The 26,292-nt window shown below is 65.6% G+C and carries 25 protein-coding genes; 20 read left to right on the forward strand and 5 right to left on the reverse strand.

The window, feature by feature from the left end; translation table 11 throughout:
• Positions 1 to 25 precede the first annotated feature (25 nt).
• A complete protein-coding gene (locus IGS60_RS18000; RefSeq protein WP_230505729.1) occupies positions 26 to 805 on the reverse strand; it encodes a helix-turn-helix transcriptional regulator in 780 nt (259 codons plus the stop codon).
• A gap of 101 nt (positions 806 to 906) precedes the next feature.
• Here IGS60_RS18000 and IGS60_RS18005 point away from each other — a divergent pair, with 101 nt between their 5' ends.
• Positions 907 to 1,797: a DMT family transporter gene (locus IGS60_RS18005; RefSeq protein WP_230505730.1), complete on the forward strand. Its 891-nt coding sequence runs from the start codon at positions 907 to 909 to the stop codon at positions 1,795 to 1,797.
• Between the two features lie 38 nt (positions 1,798 to 1,835).
• Entirely contained in the window at positions 1,836 to 2,423 is a 588-nt protein-coding gene (locus IGS60_RS18010; protein WP_230505731.1) for an O-methyltransferase, read from the forward strand.
• Here the strand turns inward: IGS60_RS18010 and IGS60_RS18015 are convergent, their stop codons facing one another.
• A complete protein-coding gene (locus IGS60_RS18015; protein ID WP_306798500.1) occupies positions 2,424 to 2,933 on the reverse strand; it encodes a GAF domain-containing protein in 510 nt (169 codons plus the stop codon). It abuts the gene before it with no gap.
• 67 nt (positions 2,934 to 3,000) lie between these two features.
• The gene (locus tag IGS60_RS18020; RefSeq protein ID WP_230505732.1) at positions 3,001 to 3,891 is read right to left on the reverse strand and encodes a LysR family transcriptional regulator; all 891 of its coding nucleotides are present in this window, start codon (positions 3,889 to 3,891) and stop codon (positions 3,001 to 3,003) included.
• An 89-nt stretch (positions 3,892 to 3,980) separates the two neighbouring features.
• Between IGS60_RS18020 and IGS60_RS18025 the strand changes: the two genes are divergently transcribed.
• The 13 genes from IGS60_RS18025 to IGS60_RS18085 all read left to right on the forward strand — a co-directional run bounded on the left by IGS60_RS18025 (position 3,981) and on the right by IGS60_RS18085 (position 20,350).
• Positions 3,981 to 4,967, forward strand: a complete 987-nt coding sequence (locus IGS60_RS18025) for an aldo/keto reductase (RefSeq protein WP_230505733.1) — start codon at positions 3,981 to 3,983, stop codon at positions 4,965 to 4,967.
• A gap of 140 nt (positions 4,968 to 5,107) precedes the next feature.
• On the forward strand, positions 5,108 to 5,932 hold the full coding sequence (locus IGS60_RS18030; protein WP_200899269.1) for a protein-glutamate O-methyltransferase CheR: 825 nt from the start codon (positions 5,108 to 5,110) through the stop codon (positions 5,930 to 5,932).
• A gap of 1 nt (position 5,933) precedes the next feature.
• The gene (locus tag IGS60_RS18035) at positions 5,934 to 6,542 is read left to right on the forward strand and encodes a chemotaxis protein CheB (RefSeq protein WP_070221077.1); all 609 of its coding nucleotides are present in this window, start codon (positions 5,934 to 5,936) and stop codon (positions 6,540 to 6,542) included.
• Positions 6,543 to 6,648: 106 nt separating this feature from the next.
• Positions 6,649 to 7,773: a hybrid sensor histidine kinase/response regulator gene (locus IGS60_RS18040; RefSeq protein ID WP_070312869.1), complete on the forward strand. Its 1,125-nt coding sequence runs from the start codon at positions 6,649 to 6,651 to the stop codon at positions 7,771 to 7,773.
• Positions 7,770 to 11,168, forward strand: coding sequence for a response regulator (locus tag IGS60_RS18045; RefSeq protein WP_230505734.1), 3,399 nt, complete (start codon positions 7,770 to 7,772; stop codon positions 11,166 to 11,168). The genes IGS60_RS18040 and IGS60_RS18045 overlap by 4 nt, the downstream gene beginning before the upstream one ends.
• A gap of 48 nt (positions 11,169 to 11,216) precedes the next feature.
• Positions 11,217 to 11,615 carry an MAPEG family protein gene (locus tag IGS60_RS18050; protein ID WP_070221081.1) on the forward strand — a complete coding sequence of 133 codons (399 nt, stop codon included), beginning with the start codon at positions 11,217 to 11,219 and terminating at the stop codon, positions 11,613 to 11,615.
• A 106-nt stretch (positions 11,616 to 11,721) separates the two neighbouring features.
• Entirely contained in the window at positions 11,722 to 13,407 is a 1,686-nt protein-coding gene (locus tag IGS60_RS18055; protein WP_230505735.1) for an ATP-dependent DNA helicase RecQ, read from the forward strand.
• A gap of 87 nt (positions 13,408 to 13,494) precedes the next feature.
• Positions 13,495 to 14,535 carry a ligase-associated DNA damage response exonuclease gene (locus IGS60_RS18060; protein ID WP_230505736.1) on the forward strand — a complete coding sequence of 347 codons (1,041 nt, stop codon included), beginning with the start codon at positions 13,495 to 13,497 and terminating at the stop codon, positions 14,533 to 14,535.
• Positions 14,528 to 16,168: an ATP-dependent DNA ligase gene (locus tag IGS60_RS18065; protein WP_230505737.1), complete on the forward strand. Its 1,641-nt coding sequence runs from the start codon at positions 14,528 to 14,530 to the stop codon at positions 16,166 to 16,168. The genes IGS60_RS18060 and IGS60_RS18065 overlap by 8 nt, the downstream gene beginning before the upstream one ends.
• Before the next feature lie 7 nt (positions 16,169 to 16,175).
• Positions 16,176 to 18,635: a ligase-associated DNA damage response DEXH box helicase gene (locus IGS60_RS18070; RefSeq protein ID WP_230505738.1), complete on the forward strand. Its 2,460-nt coding sequence runs from the start codon at positions 16,176 to 16,178 to the stop codon at positions 18,633 to 18,635.
• Complete coding sequence (gene pdeM, locus IGS60_RS18075) at positions 18,632 to 19,321, forward strand: ligase-associated DNA damage response endonuclease PdeM (RefSeq protein WP_230505739.1); 690 nt, start codon at positions 18,632 to 18,634, stop codon at positions 19,319 to 19,321. The genes IGS60_RS18070 and pdeM overlap by 4 nt, the downstream gene beginning before the upstream one ends.
• 193 nt (positions 19,322 to 19,514) lie before the next feature.
• Positions 19,515 to 19,889, forward strand: a complete 375-nt coding sequence (locus IGS60_RS18080) for a KGG domain-containing protein (RefSeq protein ID WP_070221093.1) — start codon at positions 19,515 to 19,517, stop codon at positions 19,887 to 19,889.
• 194 nt (positions 19,890 to 20,083) lie between these two features.
• Positions 20,084 to 20,350: a hypothetical protein gene (locus tag IGS60_RS18085; protein WP_070300427.1), complete on the forward strand. Its 267-nt coding sequence runs from the start codon at positions 20,084 to 20,086 to the stop codon at positions 20,348 to 20,350.
• 9 nt (positions 20,351 to 20,359) lie between these two features.
• On the opposite strand, the gene IGS60_RS18090 is transcribed toward IGS60_RS18085, so the two are convergent.
• Both IGS60_RS18090 and IGS60_RS18095 read right to left on the reverse strand, forming a co-directional pair.
• Positions 20,360 to 20,968, reverse strand: a complete 609-nt coding sequence (locus IGS60_RS18090; protein WP_230505740.1) for a DUF2239 family protein — start codon at positions 20,966 to 20,968, stop codon at positions 20,360 to 20,362.
• Between the two features lie 84 nt (positions 20,969 to 21,052).
• Entirely contained in the window at positions 21,053 to 21,550 is a 498-nt protein-coding gene (locus IGS60_RS18095) for a pyridoxamine 5'-phosphate oxidase family protein (RefSeq protein ID WP_070221099.1), read from the reverse strand.
• A 262-nt stretch (positions 21,551 to 21,812) separates the two neighbouring features.
• Between IGS60_RS18095 and IGS60_RS18100 the strand changes: the two genes are divergently transcribed.
• Genes IGS60_RS18100 through IGS60_RS18120 form a run of 5 tightly spaced genes read left to right on the forward strand, consistent with a single transcriptional unit; the run spans position 21,813 to position 26,283 of the window.
• A complete protein-coding gene (locus IGS60_RS18100; RefSeq protein ID WP_230505741.1) occupies positions 21,813 to 22,466 on the forward strand; it encodes a PepSY-associated TM helix domain-containing protein in 654 nt (217 codons plus the stop codon).
• Positions 22,467 to 22,498: 32 nt separating this feature from the next.
• Positions 22,499 to 23,014 carry a DUF2271 domain-containing protein gene (locus IGS60_RS18105; RefSeq protein ID WP_070221103.1) on the forward strand — a complete coding sequence of 172 codons (516 nt, stop codon included), beginning with the start codon at positions 22,499 to 22,501 and terminating at the stop codon, positions 23,012 to 23,014.
• A gap of 12 nt (positions 23,015 to 23,026) precedes the next feature.
• Complete coding sequence (locus IGS60_RS18110; RefSeq protein WP_230505742.1) at positions 23,027 to 23,851, forward strand: DUF4198 domain-containing protein; 825 nt, start codon at positions 23,027 to 23,029, stop codon at positions 23,849 to 23,851.
• 26 nt (positions 23,852 to 23,877) lie between these two features.
• Positions 23,878 to 24,906, forward strand: a complete 1,029-nt coding sequence (locus IGS60_RS18115) for an FAD:protein FMN transferase (protein ID WP_230505743.1) — start codon at positions 23,878 to 23,880, stop codon at positions 24,904 to 24,906.
• Between the two features lie 12 nt (positions 24,907 to 24,918).
• Positions 24,919 to 26,283: a sulfite reductase subunit alpha gene (locus IGS60_RS18120; RefSeq protein ID WP_230505744.1), complete on the forward strand. Its 1,365-nt coding sequence runs from the start codon at positions 24,919 to 24,921 to the stop codon at positions 26,281 to 26,283.
• Positions 26,284 to 26,292: the final 9 nt, after the last annotated feature.

A 26,292-nucleotide genomic window follows, 5' to 3' on the forward strand; every position in this document is an offset into this window, starting at 1 on the left:
AGCATGACAAAGCGGAGCCGCTTTTTCAGCGCAGGCCGCGGCGGAACTGGTCCGGCGTGCCGCCGCTCTGGCGGCGAAACATGGCGATGAAGGCGGAGGCCGTGCTGTAGCCCAGTTCCAGCGCGATCGCCTGCACGGTTTCGCCCTGTTCCAGCAGGGGCAGGGCCGCCAGGAAGCGCTGGCGCTGGCGCCATTCGCCGAACGGCATGCCCAGCTCGCGCTGGCAGCGGCGCGCCAGGGTGCGCTCGGTGACGTGCAATTGCGCGGCCCACTCGGCCAGTGAGTGGTTACTGCCGGGCTCCGCCTGCAGGGCCGCCAGCAAGGCCGCGATGACGGGCTCGTCGCTGCCGGGCAGGTAGTTGCGGCTGCACGGCGCCAGCTGCAGCTGGTCGACCAGCACTTGCGCCAGGCGCTGGTCGGCTGCGGTGGCGGGCGTGGTGACGTTTCTGTCGGCGAAGTCGCCGAGGATGGCTTTGAGCAGGGGACTCAATACCAGCGCGCACGGCTGGGCCGGCAGCTGCGCGCACAGGCTGGCATCGATGTAGGCCGAGTGAAACACGACGTCCTGGCGGATATAGCCGTCGTGCAGGGTCTCGGGCGGTATCCACACGGCGTACTGGGGCGGCGACAGATAGCGCTGGCCCGCCACCATGATTTCCATCACGCCCGTGGAACAATAGGTGAGCTGGCCCCACGGATGGCTCTGGTAATCGAACTGCTGGTGCGCACGGTAATCGTCGAGGCGAAAGTACACGGGATAGGGCAGGGCGTCGGAAACGGCGGGGAAATGCTGGTTGCTGGCCATGGTGTCTTTGTCCTGTTCTTCGCATCGATTGTCCGATATGCATTATATCCATGGAATCAGACCATGCGAAAATGGCGGTATTGAAATCTGGAGTCCGCCGCATGCAAGCCAAGCACTATCTGTTTCCCGTGATCGCCGTGCTGATCTGGGCCATCAATACCATCGTCAGCAAGCTGGCCGTGGGCGTGATCGATCCGGCCGCCATCTCGTTCTTCCGCTGGCTGCTGGCCGGGGTGCTGCTGGCGCTCGTGTTTGGACGCGCTGTGTGGAAGCAGCGGGCCGTGGTGACACCGTATCTGGGCAAACTGTTTGTGCTGGGCATGCTGGGCATGGTCATGTACCAGTGCCTCGCCTACATCGCCGCACAGACGACGACGGCCACCAACATGGGCATCCTCGCGTCGATGATGCCGCTGCTGGCCGTGGGCCTGTCCGTACTGGTGTTGAAAGAGGCGCCTACCGTGGGCGGCGTGTTCGGCGGCATCGTGTCCTTGCTGGGACTTGGCTACCTGCTCAGCCATGGCGACCCGGCCGCCCTGCTCGCCCATGGCGCGGCCTTGGGCGACGCGCTGATGCTGCTGGCCTGCCTGTCGTATGCGGGCTACGGCGTGCTGCTCAAGCGCTGGAAGATTCCCCTGAATAACTGGCATTCGCTGCTGATCCAGGTCTGGTGCGCCGTGCCCGTGCTGTTCGTGTATTACCTGAGCCAGTCGGCGCCGCCCGTCACCGGCGCCGGCTTGCCGCTGGTGCTGTTTGCCGGCATCCCCGCATCGATCGTCGCGCCGTTTTTGTGGATGCATGGCCTGGCCAAGCTGGGCCCCAGCCGCGCCACCACCTTGATGAATCTGCTGCCCGTGTTCACGGTGATCATCGCCATGCTGTTTCTCGGTGAAACCTTGCACAGCTACGATGTGATCGGCGGCGGCGTGACCCTGCTGGGCGTGGTGATGGTGCAAACCCTGAAACGTCCCCTGCGCCGCGCCAGCGCCTAGTTTTTTTGCTATGCTGGTGTTTTTCACAAGGAGCCACCATGCCGGACATTGATACCCTGTTGAGCGAACTCGAAGCCTTCGGCAGCAGCAACGATGCGGCGCACACGGAACGCGCCAGCCGCATGCTCAACATCACGCGCGACACGGGCGAATTGCTGGCCGTGCTCGTGCACGCGCGCGGCGCGCGCCGGCTGCTGGAAATCGGCACCTCGAACGGTTACTCGACCCTGTGGCTGGCGCGTGCGGCGCAGGCGCTGGGCGGCAGCGTGGTGACGGTGGAAAAGGCGCAGGACAAGTTCGACATGGCGCACGACAACTTTGTGCGCGCGCAATTGCAAGGCGTGATCGGTCAGCTGCTGGCGGACGCGGGCGACGTGCTGCGCGATGCGGCGGACGGCGCCTACGATTTCATCTTCCTCGATTCCGCGCGCCAGCAATATGCACAATGGTGGCCGCAGCTGGACCGGGTGCTGGCGGCGGGCGGCGTGCTGGTGGTCGACAACGCCAGTTCGCACTACGCGGACATGGCGCAGTTCCTTGACGCCATCCGCGCCGACAGCCGCTACACGACGTGCCTGGCGACTGTCGGCAAGGGCGAATTCATCGCCGTCAAGTCCGGCAACTGATTATTCAGCGACGATAGCCGCTTCCAGCACGCGCACCAGCGATTCGACGCCTTGCGCGTCGACGTCATCGAAGCGGCCGGTCAAAGGGCTGTCGAGGTCGAACACGCCGACGATCTGGCCGTGTGCAAACACGGGCACGACCAGTTCCGAACGGGAATTGACGTCGCAGGCGATGTGGCCGGGAAACGCGTGCACGTCCTGCACGACGATGGACTTGCCTTCGACCACGGTGGTGCCGCATACGCCGCGGCCCTTCTTGATGCGGATGCAGGCCGGCTTGCCCTGGAACGGTCCCAGCACCAGTTCCTCGTCCTTGAGGAAATAAAAGCCGGCCCAGTTCAGGCCCGGCATCGTGTGGAAGACCAGCGAACTGAAGTTGGCCGTATTGGCGATGAAGTCGGTTTCGCCCGACAGCAAGCCTTGCAGCTGCGAACGCAGGTCCGCATACATGGCTTGCTTGGCGGCGGGGGTATCGGTGCCGTAGGCGGCGTCGTTGAGGGTAAACGTCATGGTCGTGGTGGGGCGCAAAATGGGGAAGGCGCTATGGTAGCGCGTCTGGCGCATCCGCGCGCAGCCTTCACTTTGTCAGATGTTGTTGCGCCAGCCGGCGCAGCAGGGGCAGGGCCGCATGGCCGTGCTCTTCCCGCCAGGCCAGGCCGATGCCGGCCGCCAATTCCTCGCCCTCCGCCAATGGCCGGTAGGCCACGCCAGCGAGGCGCAGCGCGCGGAACGAGTCGGCCAGCAGCGCCATGCCCTTGCCGGCCGCCACGTCGCCGAGCAGCACATGGTGGTCGGGCGCTTCGCGCAGGAAGGCGGGCGCGAAGCCATGGCGGCGAAACACTTGCTGGCAATGATCGAAGAAGGCGGGCTGGCGCGCCCGTTCGAACCAGTAAATCGATTCTGCCGCGATGTCGGTCAGACTGAGCTTGCGCTTCTTCGCCAGCCGGTGCCCGGCGGGCAGGGCCAGCATCATGGGCTGGCGCGCCAGCGGCTGCACGGCCAGCTCGAACGTGGCGCTGGGTAAAGCGAGCAGCGCCGCGTCGAGCTGGCCCTTGCGCACGCCAGCCACCAGGCGCGGCGACGGCGCCGCCGTCAGTTCCAGCCGGACATTGCCCAGTTGCGCCTCCAGCGCCGCCAGCAGCGGGCGGAACAGGCCGGCCGCCACGGAGCTGGTCAGGCCCAGGCGCAGGCGTGCGGGGGCGGCATCGCGCTGCAGCGACGTTTGCGCCGTCTCCAGCAAGTCGAGGATGTGCAGTGCCTGCGGCAGCAGGGTGCGGCCCGCCTGCGTCAAGGCCACGCCCTGCGTGTCGCGCTCGAACAGGCGCGCGCCCAGTTTTTCTTCCAGTGTCTTGATGGCGCGCGACAAGGGCGGCTGGGTCATGTGCAATTGCTCGGCCGCCTGGCGAAAGTTCAGGCAACGGGCAACGGCGCAAAACAGGGTCAGGGCGTGGGTGTCGAGGGCTCTCATACCAGAAAGGTATCACGAAATCGCGCATTCCCCCGTCAGCCGGCGCGGTCTAGACTGGCTGCATTGAGTCAACACATGAGGAGAGCAGCATGCAACAACGACGGATCGGTAATAGCGGCTTGAACAGTTCGGCACTGGGCCTGGGCTGCATGGGCATGTCGGAATTTTATGGCGCCACGGACGAGGCGCAATCGATGGCCACCCTGGAAGCGGCCCTGGCGGCGGGCGTGACCCTGTTTGACACGGCAGACGCCTACGGTTTTGGCCACAACGAGCAATTGCTGGGACGTTTCCTGGCGCGCCACCCAGGCCAGGCGCTGGTCGCCACCAAGTGCGGCCTGGCGCGCGAGCCGGGCAGCTATGCGCGCCGCGTCGACAATTCCCCCGCCTACATCCGCCAGGCGTGCGAAGCGTCGCTGGCGCGCCTGGGCGTGGAGAGCATCGACCTGTTTTACCTGCACCGCCTGAATCTCGATACCCCTTTGGCAGAGTCGATGGGAGCGCTGGCGCAACTGCGGCAAGAAGGAAAAATTCGCGCCGTGGGCCTGTGCGAAGTGAGCGCCGCCACTTTGCGGCGCGCGGCGGCGATTTGCCCCGTGGCGGCCGTGCAGAGCGAATACTCGCTGTGGACACGCGAGCCGGAGCAGGGCGTACTGGCCGCCTGCCGCGACGTGGGCGCCAGTTTCTTTGCCTACAGCCCGCTGGGGCGCGGTTTCCTGACGGGCGCCATCGCCGATGCGGCCAGTCTCGACGCGGGAGATTTCCGCCACTTCAATCCCCGTTTTGCCGCCGACAACCTGGCGCATAACCAGGCCATCGTCGCGCAGGTCAGGGACATCGCGCGCGCCAAAGGCTGCACGCCGGCCCAGCTGGCGCTGGCCTGGCTGCTGGCGCAAGGCGACGACATCATTCCCATCCCCGGCACCAAGCGCATCGCCTACCTGCACGACAACCTGGGCGCGCTGGCCGTGCGGCTGGACGGGGCGGAGCTGGCGGCGATGAACGCGGCCTTTCCCCTGGGCATGGCGGCGGGCGCGCGCTATACGGAGGAAGGCATGAAGGGCGTGGATGCCTGAAAAAAGTGGCTCTAGCGTACGCCAGCGTACCTAACTGACGCTTTTCCTGCGGGATAATCGGCGACGATCTGCTAGCATTTGGCAGTGACTGCACGGTGCGTGTTGCCCCGTGTTCAACGGTCAGGTATCCGATGAGGTGGATGTTGTTAGATGACGATATTTTCGATATAGAACTGAAATTATTGCTTGAGGGAATATTGCTGCGCTATCAGCACGATTTCCGCGATTATTCCGTGGCCTCCCTGCGCCGGCGCATGCGTCAGGCCATGGAGCGCTTCGGCTGCGCCAGCCTGTCGCAATTGCAGGACCGCATCTTGCACGAGCCGGCCATGTTCGCGCAGATGCTGCAATTTTTTACGGTGCAGGTGAGCGAGATGTTCCGCGATCCCGCGTATTTCCGCGCCTTGCGCGAAAAAGTCGTGCCCATCCTGCACACCTATCCTTCGATCAAGATTTGGGTAGCCGGCTGCAGCAGCGGCGAAGAGGTGTGGTCGCTGGCCATCTTGCTGGAAGAGGAAGGCTTGCTCGAGCGCAGCATGATTTATGCGACCGACATCAATGTGGAAGCGCTGGCTGCCGCGGAAGCGGGTATCTATCCGGTCGAGCGCATCGCCCAGTTCAGCGAGAATTATCAGCTGGCGGGCGGCAAGCGCTCGCTGTCCGACTATTACACGGCCGCCTACAAGGGCGCCATCTTTGACCGGCGCTTGCGGCGCCAGTTCGTCTTCGCCGACCACAGCCTGGCGACGGACAGCGTGTTTTCGGAGGTGCACATGGTTTCCTGCCGTAACGTGATGATTTATTTCAATAAAGATTTGCAGGACCGCAGCCTGGGCCTGTTCCACGAAGCGCTGGTGAACCGGGGCTTCCTGGGTCTGGGCATGAAGGAAAGCCTGCATTTCAGCCGTCATGCGGACAGCTTTAACGAGCTGAGCCCGGCCGAACGCATCTTCCAGCGTGCCTGACATGCTGCCGAGCTCCGACGTCGCGTCACCGCCGGCCGGCCTGCGCCTGATCGCCATCGGCGCTTCGGCCGGCGGCGTAGAAGCGCTGGGCATCGTGCTGCGCGCCTTGCCCGCCACCTGCCGCGCGGCCGTGGTGGTGGTGCTGCACCTGGCGCCGGGCCGCTCGAGCCAGTTGCCGCAGTTGTACGCGGAACGTTGCCAGCTGCCCTTGCGCGAAGCGCAGGACAAGGAACCGCTGCAACCCGGCGTCGTGTATTTCGCGCCGCCCGACTACCACCTGCAAGTCGAGCCCGATGGCTGTTTTTCCCTGTCACAGGAAGCGCCCGTGTATTTTTCGCGCCCATCGATCGATGTCTTGCTGGAAACGGCTGCGTATGCCTACCGGCGCGCCATGCTGGCCATCATCCTGACGGGCGCCTCGGCCGACGGCGCGGCGGGCCTGGCGCGCGTGCGGCAGCTGGGCGGCAGCGCCTGGGTGCAAGACCCGCAGCGGGCCAGTTGTGGCATCATGCCGGCCGCCGCGCTCAAGCTGGCCGGCGCCGACCGCGTGCTCGATTTGCCGCAAATGGCCGCCAGCCTGGCATTGCTCGGCGATGGCGAACAGAAGTGAATGGGAATAGTGTAGTGCGTGTAATATATGTGAGAATTGAAACAATGTTTATGTCCATATCGAAACACGATGGCGTCTTGCCGTTGCGATGCCTGAAGATGATTCCGTGACCGCCCCTATTCATATCCTCGTCGTTGACGACATCGCGCAAAACCTGGTCGCCGCCGAAGCCGTGCTGGCGCGGCCCGGCATTGTCATCCTGAAGGCCAGCTCGGGCGCGCAAGCGCTGGAACTGCTGTTGACGCATGAAGTGGCGCTGGCCCTGATCGACGTGCAAATGCCGCAGATGGATGGTTTCGAGCTGGCCGAGCTGATACGCGGCAGCGAGCGCACCCGCAGCATCCCCCTGATTTTCCTCACGGCCGCGTCGCGCGAGCCGAGCTACAGTTTCCGCGGCTACGAGGCGGGCGCCGTCGACTTTCTCTACAAGCCCATCGACGTGAAAGCCTTGCAAAGCAAGGTGGCCGTGCTGGTCCAGCTCTACCAGCAGAAACGCGAATTGTCGGCCCAGCTCGACGAACTCAAGCATGCGCTGCACCTGAATGAACTGTTCACGGCCGTGCTGGGTCACGACTTGCGCACGCCCTTGTCGGTGGTGATGAACGGCGCCATGCTGTTGCCGATGATGAGCGACCACCCGAAGGTGATCGTCACGGCGCAGCGCATCGAAAGCAGCGCCAAGCGCATGGCGCGCATGGTCGACCAGTTGCTGGACCTGGCGCGCATCCGTTCCGGCACGATGGAGTTGCGCGGCAGCATGCACGACTACCTGGCGCTGGCGCGCGCCATCGTCGAGGAATGCGAGACGGCCGGTCAGGCGCCGCTGGTCGAGGTCAGCAGCGTGGGCGAGCTGCACGGGCAATGCGATGCGGGCTTGCTGTCGCAAGTCATCTCGAATCTGTTAAACAATGCCATCACGCATGGCGAGCCGGGCGCGCCCGTGCAACTGGCCCTCGACGGACGGGACGCCGGCAGTATTGAATTGCGCATCGCCAATCGTGGCGTCATTCCCGCCACCTTGCTGCCGACCCTGTTCGAACCGTTCCAGCAGGCGGGCGAAAAGCGCCGGACGGGGCAGGGCCTGGGACTGGGCCTGTACACGGCAAATATGTTCGTCAAGGCCCATGGCGGCACGCTCGAGCTCAGTTCGACGGCCGCGCAGGGCACGCTGGCGACCGTGCGCATTCCGCGCCAGTGCCAGGTGTGCGTGCAAGCGGGACGGGCGACATGAGCGCGCCAGCCTGGCCGCGCGGCGGCGGCAGCATGGGGGAACTGGTGCGCCAGCGCGACTGGTCCGCCACCAGCCTGGGCGCCGTCGATGGCTGGCCCACCCATCTGCGCACCAGTGTCGACATCGTGCTCAATTCGCCCATGGCGATGGTGCTGATGTGGGGCCCGCAGCACGTCATGATTTACAACGACGACTACATCCAGATCGCCGGCGAGCGCCATCCGGCGGCGCTGGGCGGCACGGTGCCGGGCATCTGGCCGGAAATCTGGGACTGGAACGCGCGCATCCTCGAAGCGGGACTGCGCGGCGAGACGCAGGTGCACCGCGAATGCTGTTTGCCGCTGTTGCGCGGCGGACAGCGTACGGACGTCTGTTTCGACCTGTTTTACACGCCCGTGCATGGCGCCGGCGGCCAGGTGGACGGCGTGCTGTGCACGGCGCTGGAATTGACGGCGCGCATGGAGGAGGGGCGCCAGCTGAAGCTGGCCACGGCCGAGCTGGGTCAACTCAACACCACCTTGCAGGCCGAGAGCGAGGCCGTGCGCGCGGCCAACCGCCGCCTGGGCGAGGAGCGGGCGCTGCTGCGCGCCCTGTTCCAGCAGGCGCCGAGTTTCATGGCCCTGCTGCGCGGGCCGCAGCACGTGTTCGAATTGGCGAACGAGCATTATCTGCGTCTGGTCGGGCACCGCGATGTGCTGGGCAAGACAGTCGAAGCGGCCTTGCCTGAAGTCAAGGAACAAGGATTCATCGAGCTGCTCGACCAGGTCTACCGCACGGGCGAACCTTACGAGGGGCGCCAGGTGAAGGTGGACTTGCAGGCGGCGGACGGGCAGACGGGCCAGCGCCAGATCGATTTCGTGTACCAGCCCATCAAGGATGAAGAGGGCGTGGTGACGGGCATCCTCGTCGAAGGCATCGACGTGACCGAACGGATGGAAGGCGAGGAGCGGCTGCGCCTGGCCCAGCAGGCGGGCGGCATCGGCACCTTCGAATGGTTCCCCGAGACGGGCGCGATGGTGGTGTCGCCCACGTTCCGCCGCCTGTGGGGCATTGCCGACGAGGTGGAAGTGACGGAACGCCTGCTGGTGAGCCTGGTTGATGCGCGCGACCAGCAAAAGGTCGGACCGAGCAAGCTTGACGTCGCGCCCAATCCCCTCGAATACGTCGAGTACCGCATCCGCCGCCCCGCCGATGGCGCGCTGCGCTGGATCGCGCGCCAGGGCGAGGTGGTGGCCGGCCGCATGCCGGGCCAGCGCCGCTACGTGGGCGTGTCGTTCGACGTGACGGAGCGGCGCCAGATCGAGGACGAACTCAACGCCAGCCAGGAGCGCATGGCGGCCATTTTCGGCCAGGCCTCGGTGGGCTTGTCCGAGCTGGGCCTTGATGGCAGTTTCCAGAGGGTCAACGGTGCCCTGTGCTGCATGCTGGGGCGTTCCGCCGAGGAACTGCTGAGCTTGAACATGAACGACATCATGCATCCGGCGGACGTGCCCGGCAACAACGTGCTGTTCCAGCGTCTGGTGGAAGCGGGCGAGTCGTTTTCGCTGGAAAAGCGCTACCTGAAGCCCGACGGCACGCAAGTGTGGGTGTCGAGCAATGTCAGCCGCCTCGTCGATGAGCAGGGTCATACGCGTTCCCTGATCGCCGTCAAGACGGACATCACGGACCGGCGCCGCGTGGAAAAAGCGCTGCATGAATTGAACGAAACGCTCGAGCACCGGGTCGAACAGGAAGTCGGTGAGCGCACCAAGGCCGAAGACGCGTTGCGCCAGGCGCAAAAGATGGAAGCCGTGGGCCAGTTGACGGGCGGCATCGCGCACGATTTCAATAATGTGCTGCAAATTATTTCCGGCAATTTGCACTTGCTGCAGCATCTGGCGGGCACGGATGGCCTCATGCGCCAGCGCCTGGACACGGCGATTGCCGCCGTCGAGCGGGGCGCCAAATTGTCGTCGCACCTGCTGGCCTTTGCGCGGCGTCAACCGTTGAAACCCGTGGTGGCCGACCTGGCACGCGTGGTGCGCAACATGGATGCGCTGCTGCGGCGCGCGCTGGGCGAAGCGATCGACATCGTGCTGGTGGGCGGCGGCGGGCTGTGGAATACCCTGGTCGACCGCAGTCAGATCGAGAACGTCATCCTCAACCTGGCCATCAATGCGCGCGACGCCATGGATGGCGTGGGCAAGCTGACGATCGAACTGGGCAACGTCGTGCTCGACGAACAGTATGTGCACAATCTGGTCGACGTGCCGGCGGGCCAGTACGTGATGCTGTCGGTGACGGACACGGGCCGCGGCATGAGCGGCGCCGTGCTGCAGCGCGCGTTCGAGCCGTTCTTCACCACCAAGCCGGAAGGCGCGGGCACGGGCCTGGGCCTGTCGATGGCGTATGGCTTCGTCACGCAAAGCCGCGGCCATATCCGCATTTACAGTGAACCTGGCGTGGGCACGGGAGTCAAAATCTACTTGCCCCGTTCCCTGATGGCCGAAGCGGACGAGGAACTGGAATTGAGCGGCGTCGTCACGGGCGGCACGGAAACCGTGCTGGTAGTGGAAGACGACGTGGGCGTGCGCACCACCGTGGTCGACATGCTGGGGGCGCTGGGCTATACGGTGCTCAAGGCCGAGGATGGCGAAAGCGCGCTGGCCGTGCTGCATAGCGGCGCGCAGATCGACTTGCTGTTTACGGACGTCATCATGCCCGGTCCCGTCAGCAGCACGGAGATGGCGCGCCAGGCGCGCGAGTTGCAGCCCGATATCGCCGTCTTGTTTACGTCGGGCTACGCGCAGGATGTCATCGTGCATGAGGGGCGTCTCGACGCGGGAGTGGAATTGCTCAGCAAGCCGTACCGGCGCGAAGAGCTGGCGCGCAAGCTGCGCCATGTACTGGCCAACCGCCAGCAGCAAATGCGTGCGCGCCAGTTTGAACGGTCCGGCGCGCCGGTGGCCGGCATCCTGCCGACCGGCAGCGCGGCGGCCAGCGTGCTGGGAAGTGACACGCCGGGACTGGACTTGACGGGCCATGCTCCGGAACCGCAGGGGGACATGCCGACATCGATGAAAATACTTGTGGTGGAAGACAACCTCGATTCGCAGCTGATGGTGTGCGAACTGGTGGGCATGCTGGGCCATACGGTCAGCGGCGTGTCCGATGGCGAGGCGGCGTGGAAATTGCTCAACGAGCAAGACTTCGATATCCTGTTTACCGATGTCAGCCTGCCCGGCATGTCCGGCATCGCGCTGGCGCGCATGGTGCTGCGCGATAAACCGGCCATGCGCATCATCTTTTCCACGGGCTATGGCAAGGAATCGATGGATGAGCTGGGTTTTTCCGCCAGTGTCTTGCGCAAGCCCTATGATTTGATGGAGTTGCAAGCGGCACTCGACCAACCTTGACGGGCACGCGCCGCTTCGGCCCGCCCGTCTCACACCTAGAGGTAAGGCATGACCCCTGAACTGACGATGCTGGCCGGTACCCTGGTGCTGGCGCTGGTGCAAATCCTGCTGCCCGCGCTGTTCCGCACGCGCGAAACGGGCACGGCCTATAACGTGAGCGCGCGCGACGGCGACGGACCGCCCGTGGGCAAGATCACGGGCCGCCTGCGGCGTGCCCAGGCGAACCTGTTCGAAACCCTGCCCCTGTTCGCCGCCGCCGTGCTGATCGCCCACGTGACGGCGCAGGAAAGCGCACTGACCCTGTACGGCGCCGCCCTGTATTTGGCCGCGCGCGTACTGTATCTGCCCCTGTACGCGTTCGGCGTGCCCGTCGTGCGCACCCTCGTGTGGTGCGTGTCGATTGCCGGGCTGCTGATGCTGTTCTGGGCCATCCTGTTCGCTTCCTGAATTCCTACGCTGGCTGTAGCAGCCGTCCTATGGTCGTACGCCAGACCCGGCCGTAAAGTGGCGGCAAGCTGGCGACTGGCGCCGGCATGTGAGGGACCGGACCACGATGGCGACTACCATTTCTGCAGTGAACGAAGCGGGCAGCGCCCGCCAGCGCAAGATCCAGCGTCTGCTGCGCTCCGTATTTGGCGTGGCGCGGCTGCGCGCGGGCCAGCAGGACGTCATCGACAGCGTGCTGGCCGGACGCGACACCCTGGCCATCATGCCCACGGGCAGCGGCAAGTCGCTGTGCTACCAGCTGCCCGCCGCTCTGTTGCCGGGTGCCACCGTGGTGGTGTCCCCGCTGATTTCTCTGATGAAGGACCAGCTGGAAAAGCTGCACGAACTGGGCATCACGGCCGTGCAGCTCAACAGCAGCCTGTCGCGCGCCGAGGAAGACGACGCCATCGCCCGCATCGCCCAGGGCGGCAGGCTCATCATCTTTTGCACGCCGGAACGCCTCGCCAATACCGCCTTCCTGTCCCTGCTGGCCGGCGCGCCGCCCAGCCTGGTCGTCATCGATGAAGCCCATTGTATTTCCCAGTGGGGCCACGACTTCCGTCCCGCCTACCTGGAAATCGCCGCCGCCCTGCGCGCGCTGGGCCGCCCGCCCGTGCTGGCCTTGACGGCCACGGCCACCGGGGAAGTGATGGCCGATATCGACACGCAACTGGAAGCGCGCAAGCTGAACGTCATCAATACGGGCATCTACCGCGCCAATTTGCGCTACCGCGTGATCCAGGTCACGAATGCCGGAGAAAAACAGGATGCGGTCCTGCGCCTGCTGCGCGAAACGGCTGGCGTGGGCATCGTGTATGCGGCCACCGTCAAGGCCGTCGAAGACCTGGCGGCGCGGCTGGAAGCGTTGGGCGAGAGCGTCACCTGCTACCACGGCAAGCTGGCGGCACGCGAGCGCAAGCACAACCAGGATTTGTTCATGGGCGGCGAGCGCCGCATCATGGTCGCCACCAACGCGTTTGGCATGGGCATCGACAAGCCCGACACGCGCTTCGTCATCCACTTGCAGGTGCCGGCCAACCTGGAAGCGTACTACCAGGAATCGGGCCGGGCGGGGCGCGACGGCTTGCCCGCCGACTGCACCTTGCTGTACTTCCAGGAGGACAAGCGGGTCCAGCAATTCTTTCTGGCCAAGCATTACCCGACGGCCGAGGAACTGGCCGCCATCGTGGCGGCAGCGCAAGAATTGCCGGCCACGTTTACTTTCGCTGCGCTGGCGTCCAGCCTGCCCGAGTTTTCCGACGGCCACCTGAAAGTGTGCCTGAAACTGCTCAAGGATGGCAAACTGCTGCGCCAGGACCGCAAGCTGGGCTACAGCCTGAAAGCGCCCTCGGCCAGCTCGCCCTCGTATGCGCAACTGGCGCAGATCTATGTCGACAAGCAGGAGCGCGACAAGCAGGCGCTCGAGCAGATGGTGGCCTATGCGCAAAGCGGCTTGTGCCGCTGGAAACTGCTGCTCGATTACTTCGGCGACGCCGGCGATTTCGAGCGCTGCTGCACCTGCGACAATTGCCTGTCGCCGCCCGCGCTGGCCGCGCCCATCACGCTGGACGAACTGCCGCCAGCGCCCGCGCCTGCCCCGGCGCCGGCGTCCCAGATCGCCGTCGGCAGTCGCGTGCGCGTGCCCCGCTACCAGATCGGCACCGTACTGTCGGTGGCGGGCGACCAGGTCACGATTGCCTTTCCGGAAAACACCACGCGCACCTTCATGGCCGAGTTTGTCGCACCGGCGTGAACCCAGTGTGCGCTGTCTGACAGATGATCTGGCGCAAGAGCGCTAGAATCAGCCCATTCCAACGCGTGATAACGCAGGGAGCAGGGCATGGCAGACATGGTGGTGGTGCGCAAGGAAGGCTTGTACTGTGTGCCGGGTCAGTTCTACATCGACCCGTGGCGTCCCGTCGAGCGCGCCATCATCACGCATGCGCACGCCGACCATGCGCGGGTCGGGCACCGGCATTACCTGTGCGCCGCGCCAGGCGAGCAAGTGCTGCGCGCGCGCCTGGGCCCCGTGTCCATCCAGGCGCTCGCGTATGGCGAGACCATCGAACACCACGGCGTGCAGGTGTCGCTGCATCCGGCCGGCCACGTGCTCGGTTCGGCACAGGTGCGTATGGAATATGGCGGCGAAGTGTGGGTGGCGTCGGGCGACTACAAGCTGCAGCCCGACCCCACCTGCCTGCCGTTCGAACCCGTGCGCTGCGACACCTTCATCACGGAATCGACCTTCGGCCTGCCCATCTACCGCTGGCAGGCGCCGCAGGAAATCTACGACGACATCAACCAGTGGTGGCGCAGGAATGCGGCCGAAGGGCGCACCAGCGTGCTGTTCTGCTATGCCTTCGGCAAGGCGCAGCGCATCCTGGCGGGTCTCGATGCCAGCATCGGCCCCATCATCTGCCATGGCGCGGCGCAAGCCCTGACGCAGGTCTACCGCGAGTCGGGCGTGGCCTTGCCCGCCACCGTGATGGTGGGCGAGGTGACGGACAAGGCTGCATTGAAAACGGCGCTGGTGATCGCGCCCCCATCGGCCGCCGGCTCGCCGTGGATGAAGCGCTTCGGCGACTACAGCGATGCGTTTGCCAGCGGCTGGATGCTGCTGCGCGGCGCGCGCCGGCGGCGCGGCGTGGACCGGGGTTTCGTGCTGTCCGACCATGCCGACTGGCCCGGCCTGATGCAAGCGATCACGGCCACGCAGGCCGAACGCATCATCGTCACGCATGGCTCGATTCCCGTCATGGTGCGCTGGCTGCAGCAGAACGGCTGGCAGGCGGGCGGCTTCGAGACGGAATACGGCGACGACGAGGCCGATGACGGTGCGCCCGTTGCGGCCACGGCGGCGGAGGACGTCAGCCATGCGTGACTTTGCCCGGCTGTACGCGGAACTCGACGAGACGACCTCCACCAGCCGCAAGCTGGCGGCGCTGCAAGCCTATTTTCGCGGCGCCTCGCCCGAGAACGCGGCCTGGGCCGTGTATTTCCTGGCCGGCGGCAAGCCGCGTCAGGCCGTGCCCACCAAATTGCTGCGCGAATACGCGACCGAACGGGCGGGCCTCGATGCCTGGCTGTTCGACGAGGCCTATCACGCCGTGGGCGACCTGGCCGAAACCATCGCCCTGATCCTGCCCGCGCCCGCCAAACGCAGCGACGTCGGCCTGGCCGAGTGGGTCGAGCAGCGCATCGCACCGTTGCGCGGCGCGGCGCCGGACGCCATCCGCGCCGCCCTGCTGGGGTACTGGGACGAGCTGGAAACGCGCGAACGTTTTCTGCTGATCAAGCTGATCGGCGGCGGCTTTCGCGTGGGCGTCTCAAAACTGCTGGTGACGCGCGCGCTGGCATCGATCGCCGCCGTCGACAGCAAGCTGATCGCCCAGCGCCTGATGGGCTGGACCGATGGCAAGGTCAACCCCACGGGCGCGGGATTCTTGAAGCTGATCGCCGCGCAGTCGGACGGCGAACATGCGCTGCGCGGCGGCCAGCCGTATCCGTTTTTCCTCGCGCATCCCCTGCAGGCGGGGCCGGAAAGCCTGGGCGACATCGGCGGCTGGCTGGCCGAATGGAAATACGACGGCATGCGGGCCCAGCTGCTGCGCCGCGATGGCGTGAACTGGCTGTGGTCGCGCGGCGAGGAATTGATCACGGAGCGCTTTCCGGAACTGGCGCAGCTGGCCTTGCCCGAGGGTACCGTGCTCGATGGCGAAATCCTCATCTGGCAGCCGGGCGACGTGCCGGCGCCATTTGCCGATTTGCAGCAACGGATGGGCCGCAAGACGGTCTCTCCCAAGTTGCTGGCCGAGCTGCCCGCCGTGCTGGTGGCTTACGATGTGCTGGAACTCGATGGCGTGGACGTGCGCCAGCTGCCCCAGCTGGAACGGCGCGCGCTGCTGGAAAGCGTGGTGGCCGGCGTGCACTCTCCCGCGTTGCGCCTGTCGCCGCGTGTTGACGCAGCTAGCTGGGAGGCATTGGCCATCATCCGCGAGGAATCGCGCGCGCGCGGCGTGGAAGGCCTGATGCTCAAGGCCGTGTCGGCCGCGTATGGCGTGGGCCGCACGAAAGACGTGGGCACGTGGTGGAAATGGAAGATCGATCCGTATGCCATCGACGCCGTGCTGATCTATGCCCAGGCGGGCCACGGCCGCCGCGCCTCGCTGTACACGGACTATACGTTCGCCGTGTGGGATGACGTGGAGGAGGGCGGGCAGGGGGAGCGTAAGCTGGTGCCGTTCGCCAAGGCGTATTCGGGCTTGACGGATGCCGAGATCGGACAGGTCGACGCGGCCATCCGCAAGACGACGATAGAAAAATTCGGCCCCGTGCGCAGCGTGCAGCCGACCATGGTGTTCGAGATCGGCTTCGAGGGCATCGCCGCGTCCAGCCGCCACAAGGCGGGCATCGCCGTGCGCTTCCCCCGCATCCTGCGCCGCCGCGAAGACAAGACAGTCGCCGACGCCGACACCCTGGCCACCCTGAAAGCCATGCTGGCGGGCGCCGCATGAGCAGGCGATGAGCACGCTGGCGCAGCGCATCGATGCGTGGTTCACGGGGCGCGGCTGGACGATCTTTCCCTTCCAGCGCGCCGTCTGGCGCGCTGGCGCGCAGGGACAATCGGGCTTGCTGCATGCGAGTACAGGGTCCGGCAAGACGTTTGCCGTGTGGTTCGGCGCCTTGCTGCGCGCCGAGCGCCTGGCGCGCAAGGGCCGGAAGCAGGGCATGCGCGTGCTGTGGATCACGCCCATGCGGGCGCTGGCGGCCGACACGGTGCGCGCGCTGCAGGCGTCCGGCGAAACGCTGGCGCCCGGCTGGCGCATCGAGGCGCGCACGGGCGATACGAGCGCCGCGCAGCGGGCGCGGCAGGCGAAAGCGTGGCCTGAGGTGCTCGTCACGACGCCGGAAAGCCTGTCCCTGATGCTGAGCCAGGCGGACGCGCAGGAACGCTTCAGCCTGCTGGAAACGGTGATCGTCGACGAGTGGCATGAATTGATGGGCAGCAAGCGCGGCGTGCAGGTGCAGCTGGCGCTGGCCCGTTTGCGCCGCTGGAATGCAACCTTGATGACGTGGGGCTTGTCGGCCACCCTGGGCAATCTGCGGCAGGCGCAGGACGTCTTGCTGGGAGAACAAAGCGATGGCGTGCTGGTCGAAGGTAAAGTCAGGAAGCGCATCCTTGTCGACAGTCTGATTCCCGTCAATCCCACGCGCTTTCCCTGGGGCGGCCACCTGGGCATCCAGATGCTGCAGCCGCTGATCGCCGAGATCGAGGGCAGCGCCACCACCCTGGTGTTCACCAACACGCGTTCGCAGGCCGAGCTGTGGTACCAGCACTTGCTTGATGCGCGCCCCGACTGGGCCGGCCTGATCGCCCTGCACCACGGTTCGCTGGACCGCGAAGTGCGCGAGTGGGTCGAGCAGCACCTGAAGACGGGCGAGCTGAAAGCCGTCGTGTGCACGTCCAGCCTGGACCTGGGCGTCGATTTCCTGCCCGTCGAACGGGTGCTGCAGGTGGGCAGCGCGAAAGGCATCGCGCGCCTGGTGCAGCGGGCGGGGCGCAGCGGCCACGCGCCGGGGCGCATTTCGCGCGTCACCCTGGTGCCGACCAACAGCCTGGAATTGCTGGAAGCGGCCGCCGCCCGCGCTGCCCTGGCGCAGGGCCACCTGGAAGCGCGGCCCGTGCCGGACAAGCCGCTCGACGTGCTGGTGCAGCACCTGGTGACGATCGCGCTGGGCGGCGGTTTCGATTCGCCGGCGCTGTACGCGGAAGTGCGCGCGGCCTGGTCGTATCGCCACCTGACGCCGGACGAGTGGCAATGGGCGCTCGACTTCGTCGCGCGCGGCGGGCAAAGCCTGACCGTGTACCCGGAATACCGCAGAGTGCTGCCGGACGATGCAGGCGTCTACCGCGTGCCGGACGTGGCGCTGGCGCGGCGCCACCGCATGAGCATCGGCACCATCGTCTCGGAAGCGGCGATCCAGGTCAAATTCCTCGGCGGGGGACGCATCGGCAGCATCGAGGAATCGTTCATCGCGCGCCTGAAGCAGGGCGACCATTTTCTGTTTGGCGGGCGCATCCTGGAATTCGTGCGCGTGCATGAGATGACGGCCTACGTGCGGCGCACCACGGGCAGCCGCGGTGCCGTGCCGCGCTGGCAGGGCGGCAAGATGCCGCTGTCGTCGGAACTGGCGCACGCCGTGCTGGACCAGCTGCAGCTGGCGCAGGAGGGCCGTGCCAGCGGGCCGGAAATGCGCGCGCTGGCGCCGCTGCTGGCCATCCAGCAGAAATGGTCCAGCCTGCCCACGCGCGCCAGCCTGCTGCTGGAAACCTTGTCCAGCCGCGAGGGCCATCACCTGTTCGTGTATCCATTCGCGGGCCGCTCCGTGCACCTGGGCCTGGCATCCCTGCTGGCCTATCGCATCGCGCGCGTGCAGCCGGCCACCTTGTCGATCGCCGTCAACGATTACGGCTTTGAATTGCTGGGCGCGGACGATATCGATTTTGCGCCGCTGCTGACGGCCGCCAGCGGTGCCGATCTTCCCCTGTTCAGCACGGACAACTTGCTCGAAGACGTGCTGGCCAGCCTGAACGCGACGGAATTGTCGCAGCGGCGTTTCCGTGAAATCGCCCGCATCGCCGGCCTCGTGTTCCAGGGCTATCCGGGCCAGCCGAAAAGCGCGCGCCAGCTGCAAGCGTCGTCCTCGCTGTTCTTTGAAGTGTTCCGCAAGCACGACGCGGCCAATTTGCTGCTCACGCAGGCGCAGCGCGAAGTGCTGGAGCAGGAACTGGAACTGACGCGCCTGCGCGCCACCTTGCGCGAACTGCATGGACGCAGCATCTGCCTGCAAGCGCTGGAGCGCGCCTCGCCATTTGCCTTCGGCCTGATGGTCGAGCGCTTCCGCGAACAGCTGACGACGGAAAAACTGTCGGACCGGGTGGCGCGGCTGGTGCTGGCGCTGGAAAAGGCGGCCGCATGAAGGGACAGGAGCAGGCGCATTGCGCGGTGGAGCTGGCCGGCGAGGTGGTCTTGCTGCTGGCGGACAAGGCCGTGTACTGGCCGGCGCGCAGGATATTGATCATCGCCGACATCCATTTCGGCAAGGCGGCGGCGTTTCGCGCGCTGGGCGTGCCCGTGCCGCGCGGCACCACCACGCAAAACCTGCTGGCGCTCGATGCCTTGCTGGCCAGTTACGCCTGCGAGGAAATCGTCTTTCTCGGCGATTTTTTGCACGCGCGCGCCGCCCATGCGGCCGCCACCGTGGCGGCCATGCTGGCGTGGCGCATGCGTCATCGCGACGTGCGCCTGACGGTGGTGCGCGGTAACCACGACGCGCATGCGGGCGATCCGGCCGCCGCGCTGGGCATCCGCATGGTCGATGAACCGCACCAGGTGGGCAAGCTGTCGTTCTGCCATCACCCTGACACCGTCGCGCCCGGCTACGTGCTGGCGGGCCACGTGCATCCCGTGTTTCACTTGCGTGCCAAAGGGAGCGGAGCGCACGGCGGCGGCCTGCGCCTGCCGTGTTTCCTGCTGGGCCAACAGCGCGCCATCCTGCCCTCGTTTGGCGCCTTCACGGGCGGCCATGCGGTGCTGCCAGGCACTGGCGAGCGCGTGTACGTGACGGCCGACGCGGCGATTTTTCCGCTGCCCGCTAACTGCTGAGTGCTTGGTACTTTTGGTGGAAAACTGAAAGTAACTGTGCCACCGTAGGCGGGACTCATCCTACATGCGCTCTTGCCATCCTCCTATTTCTTGTGCCCCATGTGCGCACTAAGATGACGGTTCCCTTGCCATGCGAGGGGGAAGAATTGCATGGTTTGCACTGTTTCCGATTCCATCGATCAAGGAGATCATCATGGCCACATCGAGCGACAATAAACAGCAAGGTAGTAAAACCAGTAGCAGTAGCAGCGGCGGCAGCGGCGGCAGCAAGCAAAGCGATACCAGCAAGCGGGGTTTCGCTTCCATGGACCCCGCCCAGCAGCGCGAAATCGCCAGCGAAGGCGGACGTGCCGCGCATGAAAAAGGCACGGCCCATGAATTCACGTCGGAAGAGGCCCGCCGCGCAGGCAGCCAAAGCCACAAGAACGATGCCAACCGGCAAAGCGCCTCCAGCTCCAGCGGTTCGCGCGATAACGCCAGCATGAACCAGGAGGGCAACCGTGACAGTGGCAACAAGCAAAGCGGCGGTTCCGGGTCCGGTTCCAGCTCCGGGTCGCGCAACAAGTAGCGCCAGCTGAGTAGCAAGTCGCAAGTGGCTCTGACCAGCGGGAAGCAGGCACGCCGCTGGTCAGGGCCACGCTTATTTGGCTGCCGCAAAATTTTGATGCAACGCAGCAGGCATGGACTATGATGAAATAGCTGCGCCGGCCACGGCCGACACGCAGTCAACGCAGTCAAATCGCACTCACGATCAGGGAGAAGATGATGGGCAACTCCACCACGCCGCAAGCCGGCAATAGCCAGGGCGGCACGCCGTCCGTGGCAGGCAACAAGCAAAGTACGGCCGATTCTGCCGAGAACTTTGTGCTGGTCGATAGCGAGCAAGGGCTCGATATCGGCGACGATCTGTTTTCCATCGGCGAGGTGCGGCGCGCCGACCGCCTGCCCCATCATCAGTCCGGCTCCGCCGGGCAGAGCCGGCAGAGCGCCGACGATGCGCCCGACACCACGGGCAGTACGGGCGTCTGATCTGGCCGCCTAACTTTCCTCACTCTCAAGCCATCCGCGCCGGGCCAGCTGCAAGACGTGTTCGCGCACGTCCGCTGGCCATTCCTGTACGCATGCGAGAAACGCTGCTTGCTTGCCGGCGAACAGGGCGCGGCTTGCTTCCTCGAAGCCTGGCGCATCGCCGGCCAGCGCATTCATGACTTTATAGGCCGCTTCGCGTGCCTGGCGCTGCTCATCGTGCAGCTTGTTGCCGCGCTGCGCGTGTTCCACCAGTTTGCGCAAGGCGACGGAAGCGCCGCCCGGCTGCGTCGCCAGCCATTCCCAGTGACGGGGCAGCAAAGTGACTTCGCGCGCCACGACGCCCAGCTTCGGGCGGCCTGCCGTGCGTGCGGGGGCGGGAGCGTCGTCCTGCGGCGCTGGCGTTGCCGCGCGAGGCAGGCGCTGCAGCACGTCGGCCAAGCTGCCATGCAGGTTCAGGTCGACCTGGCTGCCGCTGGCGTCGTTGAAAATCAGGATCTGCGCATCGGGATCGCGCGTCACCAGTTCCTTCAGTGTTTGCGCAAGCGCATGTAAAGGGCCGGCGGCGACTTTTCGCTTGCCGGCAAAGGCGGTGAGCTGAGGTGGTGCGGGGGTATGCATGTCTTGCCTCCATGGGGAATGCAGGCAATTTTACCCGGGTTAAATACAAAGTCAATATTACCCGGGTAAAATAGGGTAAATCTGCTACAGATCGACCCGGCCGTGTTCGCCCATGTCTTTCGGCGGCTCGCCCGTGATGGCGGCCTTGGCCATTTCATAGAATTGCATCATCTTGCTGGCGCTGCTATCCCAATACTCGGCCGACTGGATCGTCACCTTGATCAGCGACAGCTTCGGATCGTCGAGCCCGCCCGGGAACCAGGCTTTCACGAGCGGATTCCACAATTCCTCCGCCTTGGCGCGGTCTTTCAGCAGCTGCGCGTGGCCGCAGACGGATACATACAGGCTGTCGCCCGTGTCGACAAAGCTGACATTGACTTGCGGATTGTTCAGCAAGTCGCGCGTATAGCTGGCCTCGTCGGAAACAAAGAACCAGATCTGCCCCTCATTATCGACCTGCTGCTGCGTCAGCGGCCGGCTGGTGAGGGTGCGCATGTCGTCGCTGGTGGTCAGCATGCCGAATTTGACGTCCTTGATCTTGGCCGCGATGCTGGCCAGTTGTTCGCTGGAATACGATTGCATGGGTGCTCCCTTGTTGGTTGTCCTGAACAACAAGCATAGGCGCTTGCTGCATGCGGCTCTGTACGGCAGCTTACGTAGCAGCGGTGCTTTGTTTCAAAGCTGTTACAAAACGCCGGCCCGGCGGGGCGCCCCATGTCTTGACTTAATAAATGATAATCATTATCATTTGTTTGAAATATCGGCATGCACTCTGATTGAAGGATGGGAATGAAGCACACTGACTTGTCGCGCCAGCTGGCCCGCCCCTTGCCGGGAGCGGACCATGCATAGTGCGGGCGCCGCCGACAAGGCCAGGAACAACGCCAGCCGCGCCGTCTGGCTGAAGAACTTGCATCAATGGCACTGGATCAGCTCGGCACTTTGTTTGCTGGGCATGTTTTTGTTCGCCATCACCGGCATCACCCTGAACCACGCCGGCCAGATCGAGTCGAAACCGTCGATCACGCGCCAGAAGGCGCAGTTGCCGGCGCCCCTCGTCACGGAACTGGCCGCCTATGCCGCCCAGCATGATGGCGCCAACGCGCCCATGCCGGCCGCCGCCGAAGCGTGGTTGAAAAAGCAATGGTCGCTCAACGCGGGCGGCCGTCCCGCCGAATGGAGCGTCGACGAAGTCTATCTGCCGCTGCCCAAGGCAGGCGGCGACGCCTGGGTGCGCATCGGCCTGGAAGACGGGGCCGCCGAATATGAATTGACGGACCGGGGCTGGGTGTCCTGGCTCAACGACGTGCACAAGGGCCGCAACACGGGCGTCGCCTGGAGCTGGTTCATCGATATCTTTGCCGGCGCCTGCATCGTGTTTTGCCTGACGGGGCTATTGATTTTGAAGTTCCACGCGGCCAACCGGCCATTTACCTGGCCGATGGTTGGCCTCGGCATTCTGATACCTTGCGCGATCGCCTTGCTGTTTATCCACTGATCGTTTTTATTTTTCCTTTTTACAGGCACACCATGAAATTACGCTACTCCCTGGCGCTTGGCCTTCCCCTGATCGGTACGTCGGCGATGGCTGCCGACCTGTCCCTCAAGATTGAACTGCCGCAACTGAACGTGGCGGAATACCACCGCCCCTACGTGGCGGCGTGGCTGGAAACGGCCGATCAAAAGGTCGTTGGCAATCTGGCTGTGCTGTATGACGTGAAAAAGAAGGACAAGGCGGGCGAAAAATGGCTGAAAGACATGCGTCAATGGTGGCGCAAGAGCGGCCGCGACCTGGCCATGCCCGTTGACGGCGTCAGCGGCGCCACGCGCGCGCCGGGCGAACATACCCTGACTTTCCCTGGCGCCAAGGCCTTGCTCGACAAGCTGCCGGCCGGCGAATACCAGGTGGTGGTGGAGGCGGCGCGCGAAGCGGGCGGACGCGAACTGGTGCGCGTGCCGTTCCAGTGGCCGCTGAAATCGGCCCAGTCCGTTCCTGGCAAGGGCAAGGAAGAACTCGGCAATGTCGTCGTCCAACTCAAACCTTAAGGCGCCTCTACCATGTTGAAGCAACTGAATAAACCGCTGATCGCCCTGGCGCTGGCCGGCCTGGCCTTGAATGCCCACGCCCACCGGGGCTGGATGGTGCCGTCGAGCACGATGGTGGAAAGCAAGGACGCCTGGGTGACGGTGGACGCTGCCGTCTCCGACGGCCTGTTCGAGATCGACCACCAGCCGCTGCGCCTGGATGCGCTGCAAGTGACCGGCCCCGATGGCGCGAAAGTGGCGCCGGCGAATACGCTCACGGGCCGTTTGCGCAGCGTGTTCGATGTGAAGATGGAAAAGCCGGGCACGTATAAAGCGGCCATCGTGTCGCAAAACGTCATGGCCAGCTACAAGCTCAATGGCGAGCAGAAGCGTTTCCGCGGCAATGAAGAGACGTTCAAGAAGGAAGTGCCGGCCGATGCGCAAGAGCTGAAAATCACGCGCACGGCAGCGCGCCTGGAAACCTTCTTCAGCAATGGCGAAACCAGCACGGAAGTGTTCAAGCCGACGGGCGTGGGCCTGGAATTCGTGCCGGTGACCCATCCGAACGACTTGCGCGCGGGCGAAAAAGCCACGTGGCGCTTCCTGATCGACGGCAAGCCGGCCGCGAACCAGGCCTTCAGCCTGGTGCCGGGCGGCGTGCGCTACCGTGGCGTGCTCGGGGAAATCCGCCAGAGCACCGATGCCAAGGGCGAGATCACGTTCACCGTGCCGGCCGCCGGCATGTATTACCTGAGCAGCACCTGGCCAGCGGCCGCCCCGGCCGTGGCCGGCCAGCCGCCAGCCATGCCGGAGCGCCGCATGACCTACGCGGCCACCGTGGAAGTGCTGCCGCAGTAAGCGGCGGCATCGTCACGAGCTCGCCGATGCGCCGGGTCCTGCTGCCGCAGCATATTTCCGATCAGGCCGCGCCGCCCGGCGCCGCGATCCGGGACTTGCGTGGCTTGACCATGGGCACCAGCTGGTCGGTGCGCCTGCTCGAGTCCGCCATGCCGGGACGCGCCGGCAGCGCCGACCTGCAGCAGGGCTTGCAGCAGCAGCTGGACCTGGTCGTGGCGCAAATGAGTCACTGGAGCGATGAGTCCGACCTGGGCCGCTTCAACCGGGCCGAACCCGGCAGCTGGCACAGCCTGCCCGCCGCCTTTTGCGAGGTGCTGGGCTTTGCCATGCACGTGTCGCAGGCGTCCGGCGGCGCGTATGATCCGTGCGCGGGCGCCCTCGTCAACCTGTGGGGCTTCGGCCCCCGCCATCGCTACGACGAGCCCGGTTTCCTGCCGCCGAACAAAGAGACGGTGGCCTTGCTGCTGTCGCAGCGCCAGCGCCGCCGCCTGGAACTGGACTTGCCGGCCCGCCGCGCGCGTCAGCCCGGCGGCTTGCAGCTCGATTTATCGGCCATCGCCAAGGGGTATGGCGTGGACCGCCTGGCGCGCTATCTGGACAGCCAGGGCATCGGCCATTACCTGGTCGAAGTGGGCGGCGAGCTGCGCGGCGCCGGCAGCAAGCCCGACGGCCAGCCGTGGTGGGTGATGCTGGAACAGGTCGATGGCGCCGACGCGGATCTACATCCGCCGGAAATGCTGCTGGCGCTGCACGGCTTGTCCGTAGCCACGTCGGGCGACTACCGGCGTTTCTTCGAGGACGGCACGGCGCGTTTCTCACACACCATCGATCCGCGCAGCGGCATGCCGATCGCCAATCAACTCGCTTCCGTCACCGTCGTGGATGAGCAATGCATGGCGGCCGATGCCTGGTCGACGGCCCTGACCGTGCTCGGTGTCGAGGCCGGCATGGCGCTGGCCGAAGAGCAGGGCCTGGCCGCGCGCTTCCTGCAGCGCGACGGCTCTGGCTTTCACGAAACGCTGAGCAGCCACATGCTGGCCATGCTCGACGAATGAACGATTAATTCCATGATTTTTACGCACGATACGACGCGGCTGGCCTTGCTGGCGGCCCTGTCCCTCAGCTACGCGGGCGTGTGCCTGGCGCCCTGGTTGCGCGCGCGCGCCAGGCGCCGCGCGTCCGCCGCCGCCAAGGCGGCGCTGGCAAACAGTCCCGCCTGGCTGGTGGCGTATGCAAGCCAGACGGGCAATGCCGAGGAACTGGCCACGCAAACGGCGCAGAGCCTGCAACTGGCCGGCATCCCCGTGCGCCTGTGCGCGCTGGCCGAAGTCACGGCCGTTGATCTGCAACAAGCCGAACGGACTCTGTTTTTAGTCAGCACCTATGGCGAAGGCGATGCGCCCGACAATGCGGCCGCCTTCATGGGCCGCCTGATGACGGGCGGGCTGGCGCTGCCGCAATTGCATTACGCGGTGCTGGCCCTGGGCGACCGCAGCTATGGCCAGTTTTGCGGTTTCGGCCGCGCGCTCGATGCCTGGCTGGCGGCGCAGGGCGCCTCGCGCCTGTTCGAGCGCATCGAAGTCGACCGCAGCGCCAGCGACAGCATCGAGCAATGGTTCCAGCATCTGAGTCACCTGGCCGGCACCAGCGACGCGCCCGACTGGAGCGCCCCCGCCTTCGGCGACTGGCGCCTGACGCACAGGCAGCTGCTCAATCCGGGCAGCGCCGGCGGCGCCATCTATCACGTGGAACTGGCGCCGGTAGCGGGTGCTTTGCCTGACTGGCAATCGGGCGACCTGGTGCAGGTGACGGCGCCCGCCGATCCCTCGCAGCCGCGCGAATACTCGATCGCTTCGATTCCGCGCGATGGCGGCGTGCACTTGCTGGTGCGCCAGCATGCGCATCCCGATGGCAGCCTGGGCCTGGCCTCGGGCTGGCTCACGGCGCAGGCCAAGGTGGGCGACGTGGTGCAGCTGCGCTTGCGCCAGCACAAACGCTTCCGGCTGGAAGACAATGCCCAGCGGCCATTGATTTTGATCGGCAACGGCAGCGGCATCGCCGGCTTGCGCGGCCACCTGAAGAGCCGCGTGCTGGCAGGGCAGCGGCGCAACTGGCTGATCTTTGGCGAGCGCAACCTGGCCCACGATTTTCATTATCGCGAAGAGATTGAAGGCTGGCATGCCAGCGGCGACTTGCCGCGCCTGGACCTGGCGTTTTCGCGCGACCAGGCCGAGCGCACCTACGTGCAGGACCGCCTGCGCGGCAATGCCGATGAAGTCAGGCTGTGGCTGGAGCAGGGCGCGGCCATCTATATTTGCGGCAGCCTGGCCGGCATGGCGGGCGGCGTCGACCAGGCCCTGCAGGAGATGCTGGGCCGGCCCGCGCTCGACGCGCTGGCGGCCGAAGGGCGCTACCGGCGCGACGTGTATTAATGCAGCAGG

This window comes from Janthinobacterium sp. FW305-128, from assembly GCF_020858135.1.
Lineage (GTDB): Bacteria > Pseudomonadota > Gammaproteobacteria > Burkholderiales > Burkholderiaceae_D > Janthinobacterium.

What these genes read in the sequence shown, in the direction of transcription:
- IGS60_RS18000 (WP_230505729.1), bottom strand. Translation starts at nt 805, where the DNA reads ATGGCCAGCAACCAGCATTTCCCCGCCGTTTCCGACGCCCTGCCCTAT.
- IGS60_RS18005 (WP_230505730.1), top strand. Translation starts at nt 907, where the DNA reads ATGCAAGCCAAGCACTATCTGTTTCCCGTGATCGCCGTGCTGATCTGG.
- IGS60_RS18010 (WP_230505731.1), top strand. Translation starts at nt 1,836, where the DNA reads ATGCCGGACATTGATACCCTGTTGAGCGAACTCGAAGCCTTCGGCAGC.
- IGS60_RS18015 (WP_306798500.1), bottom strand. Translation starts at nt 2,933, where the DNA reads ATGACGTTTACCCTCAACGACGCCGCCTACGGCACCGATACCCCCGCC.
- IGS60_RS18020 (WP_230505732.1), bottom strand. Translation starts at nt 3,891, where the DNA reads ATGAGAGCCCTCGACACCCACGCCCTGACCCTGTTTTGCGCCGTTGCC.
- IGS60_RS18025 (WP_230505733.1), top strand. Translation starts at nt 3,981, where the DNA reads ATGCAACAACGACGGATCGGTAATAGCGGCTTGAACAGTTCGGCACTG.
- IGS60_RS18030 (WP_200899269.1), top strand. Translation starts at nt 5,108, where the DNA reads ATGTTGTTAGATGACGATATTTTCGATATAGAACTGAAATTATTGCTT.
- IGS60_RS18035 (WP_070221077.1), top strand. Translation starts at nt 5,934, where the DNA reads ATGCTGCCGAGCTCCGACGTCGCGTCACCGCCGGCCGGCCTGCGCCTG.
- IGS60_RS18045 (WP_230505734.1), top strand. Translation starts at nt 7,770, where the DNA reads ATGAGCGCGCCAGCCTGGCCGCGCGGCGGCGGCAGCATGGGGGAACTG.
- IGS60_RS18050 (WP_070221081.1), top strand. Translation starts at nt 11,217, where the DNA reads ATGACCCCTGAACTGACGATGCTGGCCGGTACCCTGGTGCTGGCGCTG.
- IGS60_RS18055 (WP_230505735.1), top strand. Translation starts at nt 11,722, where the DNA reads ATGGCGACTACCATTTCTGCAGTGAACGAAGCGGGCAGCGCCCGCCAG.
- IGS60_RS18060 (WP_230505736.1), top strand. Translation starts at nt 13,495, where the DNA reads ATGGCAGACATGGTGGTGGTGCGCAAGGAAGGCTTGTACTGTGTGCCG.
- IGS60_RS18065 (WP_230505737.1), top strand. Translation starts at nt 14,528, where the DNA reads ATGCGTGACTTTGCCCGGCTGTACGCGGAACTCGACGAGACGACCTCC.
- IGS60_RS18070 (WP_230505738.1), top strand. Translation starts at nt 16,176, where the DNA reads ATGAGCACGCTGGCGCAGCGCATCGATGCGTGGTTCACGGGGCGCGGC.
- pdeM (WP_230505739.1), top strand. Translation starts at nt 18,632, where the DNA reads ATGAAGGGACAGGAGCAGGCGCATTGCGCGGTGGAGCTGGCCGGCGAG.
- IGS60_RS18080 (WP_070221093.1), top strand. Translation starts at nt 19,515, where the DNA reads ATGGCCACATCGAGCGACAATAAACAGCAAGGTAGTAAAACCAGTAGC.
- IGS60_RS18085 (WP_070300427.1), top strand. Translation starts at nt 20,084, where the DNA reads ATGATGGGCAACTCCACCACGCCGCAAGCCGGCAATAGCCAGGGCGGC.
- IGS60_RS18090 (WP_230505740.1), bottom strand. Translation starts at nt 20,968, where the DNA reads ATGCATACCCCCGCACCACCTCAGCTCACCGCCTTTGCCGGCAAGCGA.
- IGS60_RS18095 (WP_070221099.1), bottom strand. Translation starts at nt 21,550, where the DNA reads ATGCAATCGTATTCCAGCGAACAACTGGCCAGCATCGCGGCCAAGATC.
- IGS60_RS18100 (WP_230505741.1), top strand. Translation starts at nt 21,813, where the DNA reads ATGCATAGTGCGGGCGCCGCCGACAAGGCCAGGAACAACGCCAGCCGC.
- IGS60_RS18105 (WP_070221103.1), top strand. Translation starts at nt 22,499, where the DNA reads ATGAAATTACGCTACTCCCTGGCGCTTGGCCTTCCCCTGATCGGTACG.
- IGS60_RS18110 (WP_230505742.1), top strand. Translation starts at nt 23,027, where the DNA reads ATGTTGAAGCAACTGAATAAACCGCTGATCGCCCTGGCGCTGGCCGGC.
- IGS60_RS18115 (WP_230505743.1), top strand. Translation starts at nt 23,878, where the DNA reads ATGCGCCGGGTCCTGCTGCCGCAGCATATTTCCGATCAGGCCGCGCCG.
- IGS60_RS18120 (WP_230505744.1), top strand. Translation starts at nt 24,919, where the DNA reads ATGATTTTTACGCACGATACGACGCGGCTGGCCTTGCTGGCGGCCCTG.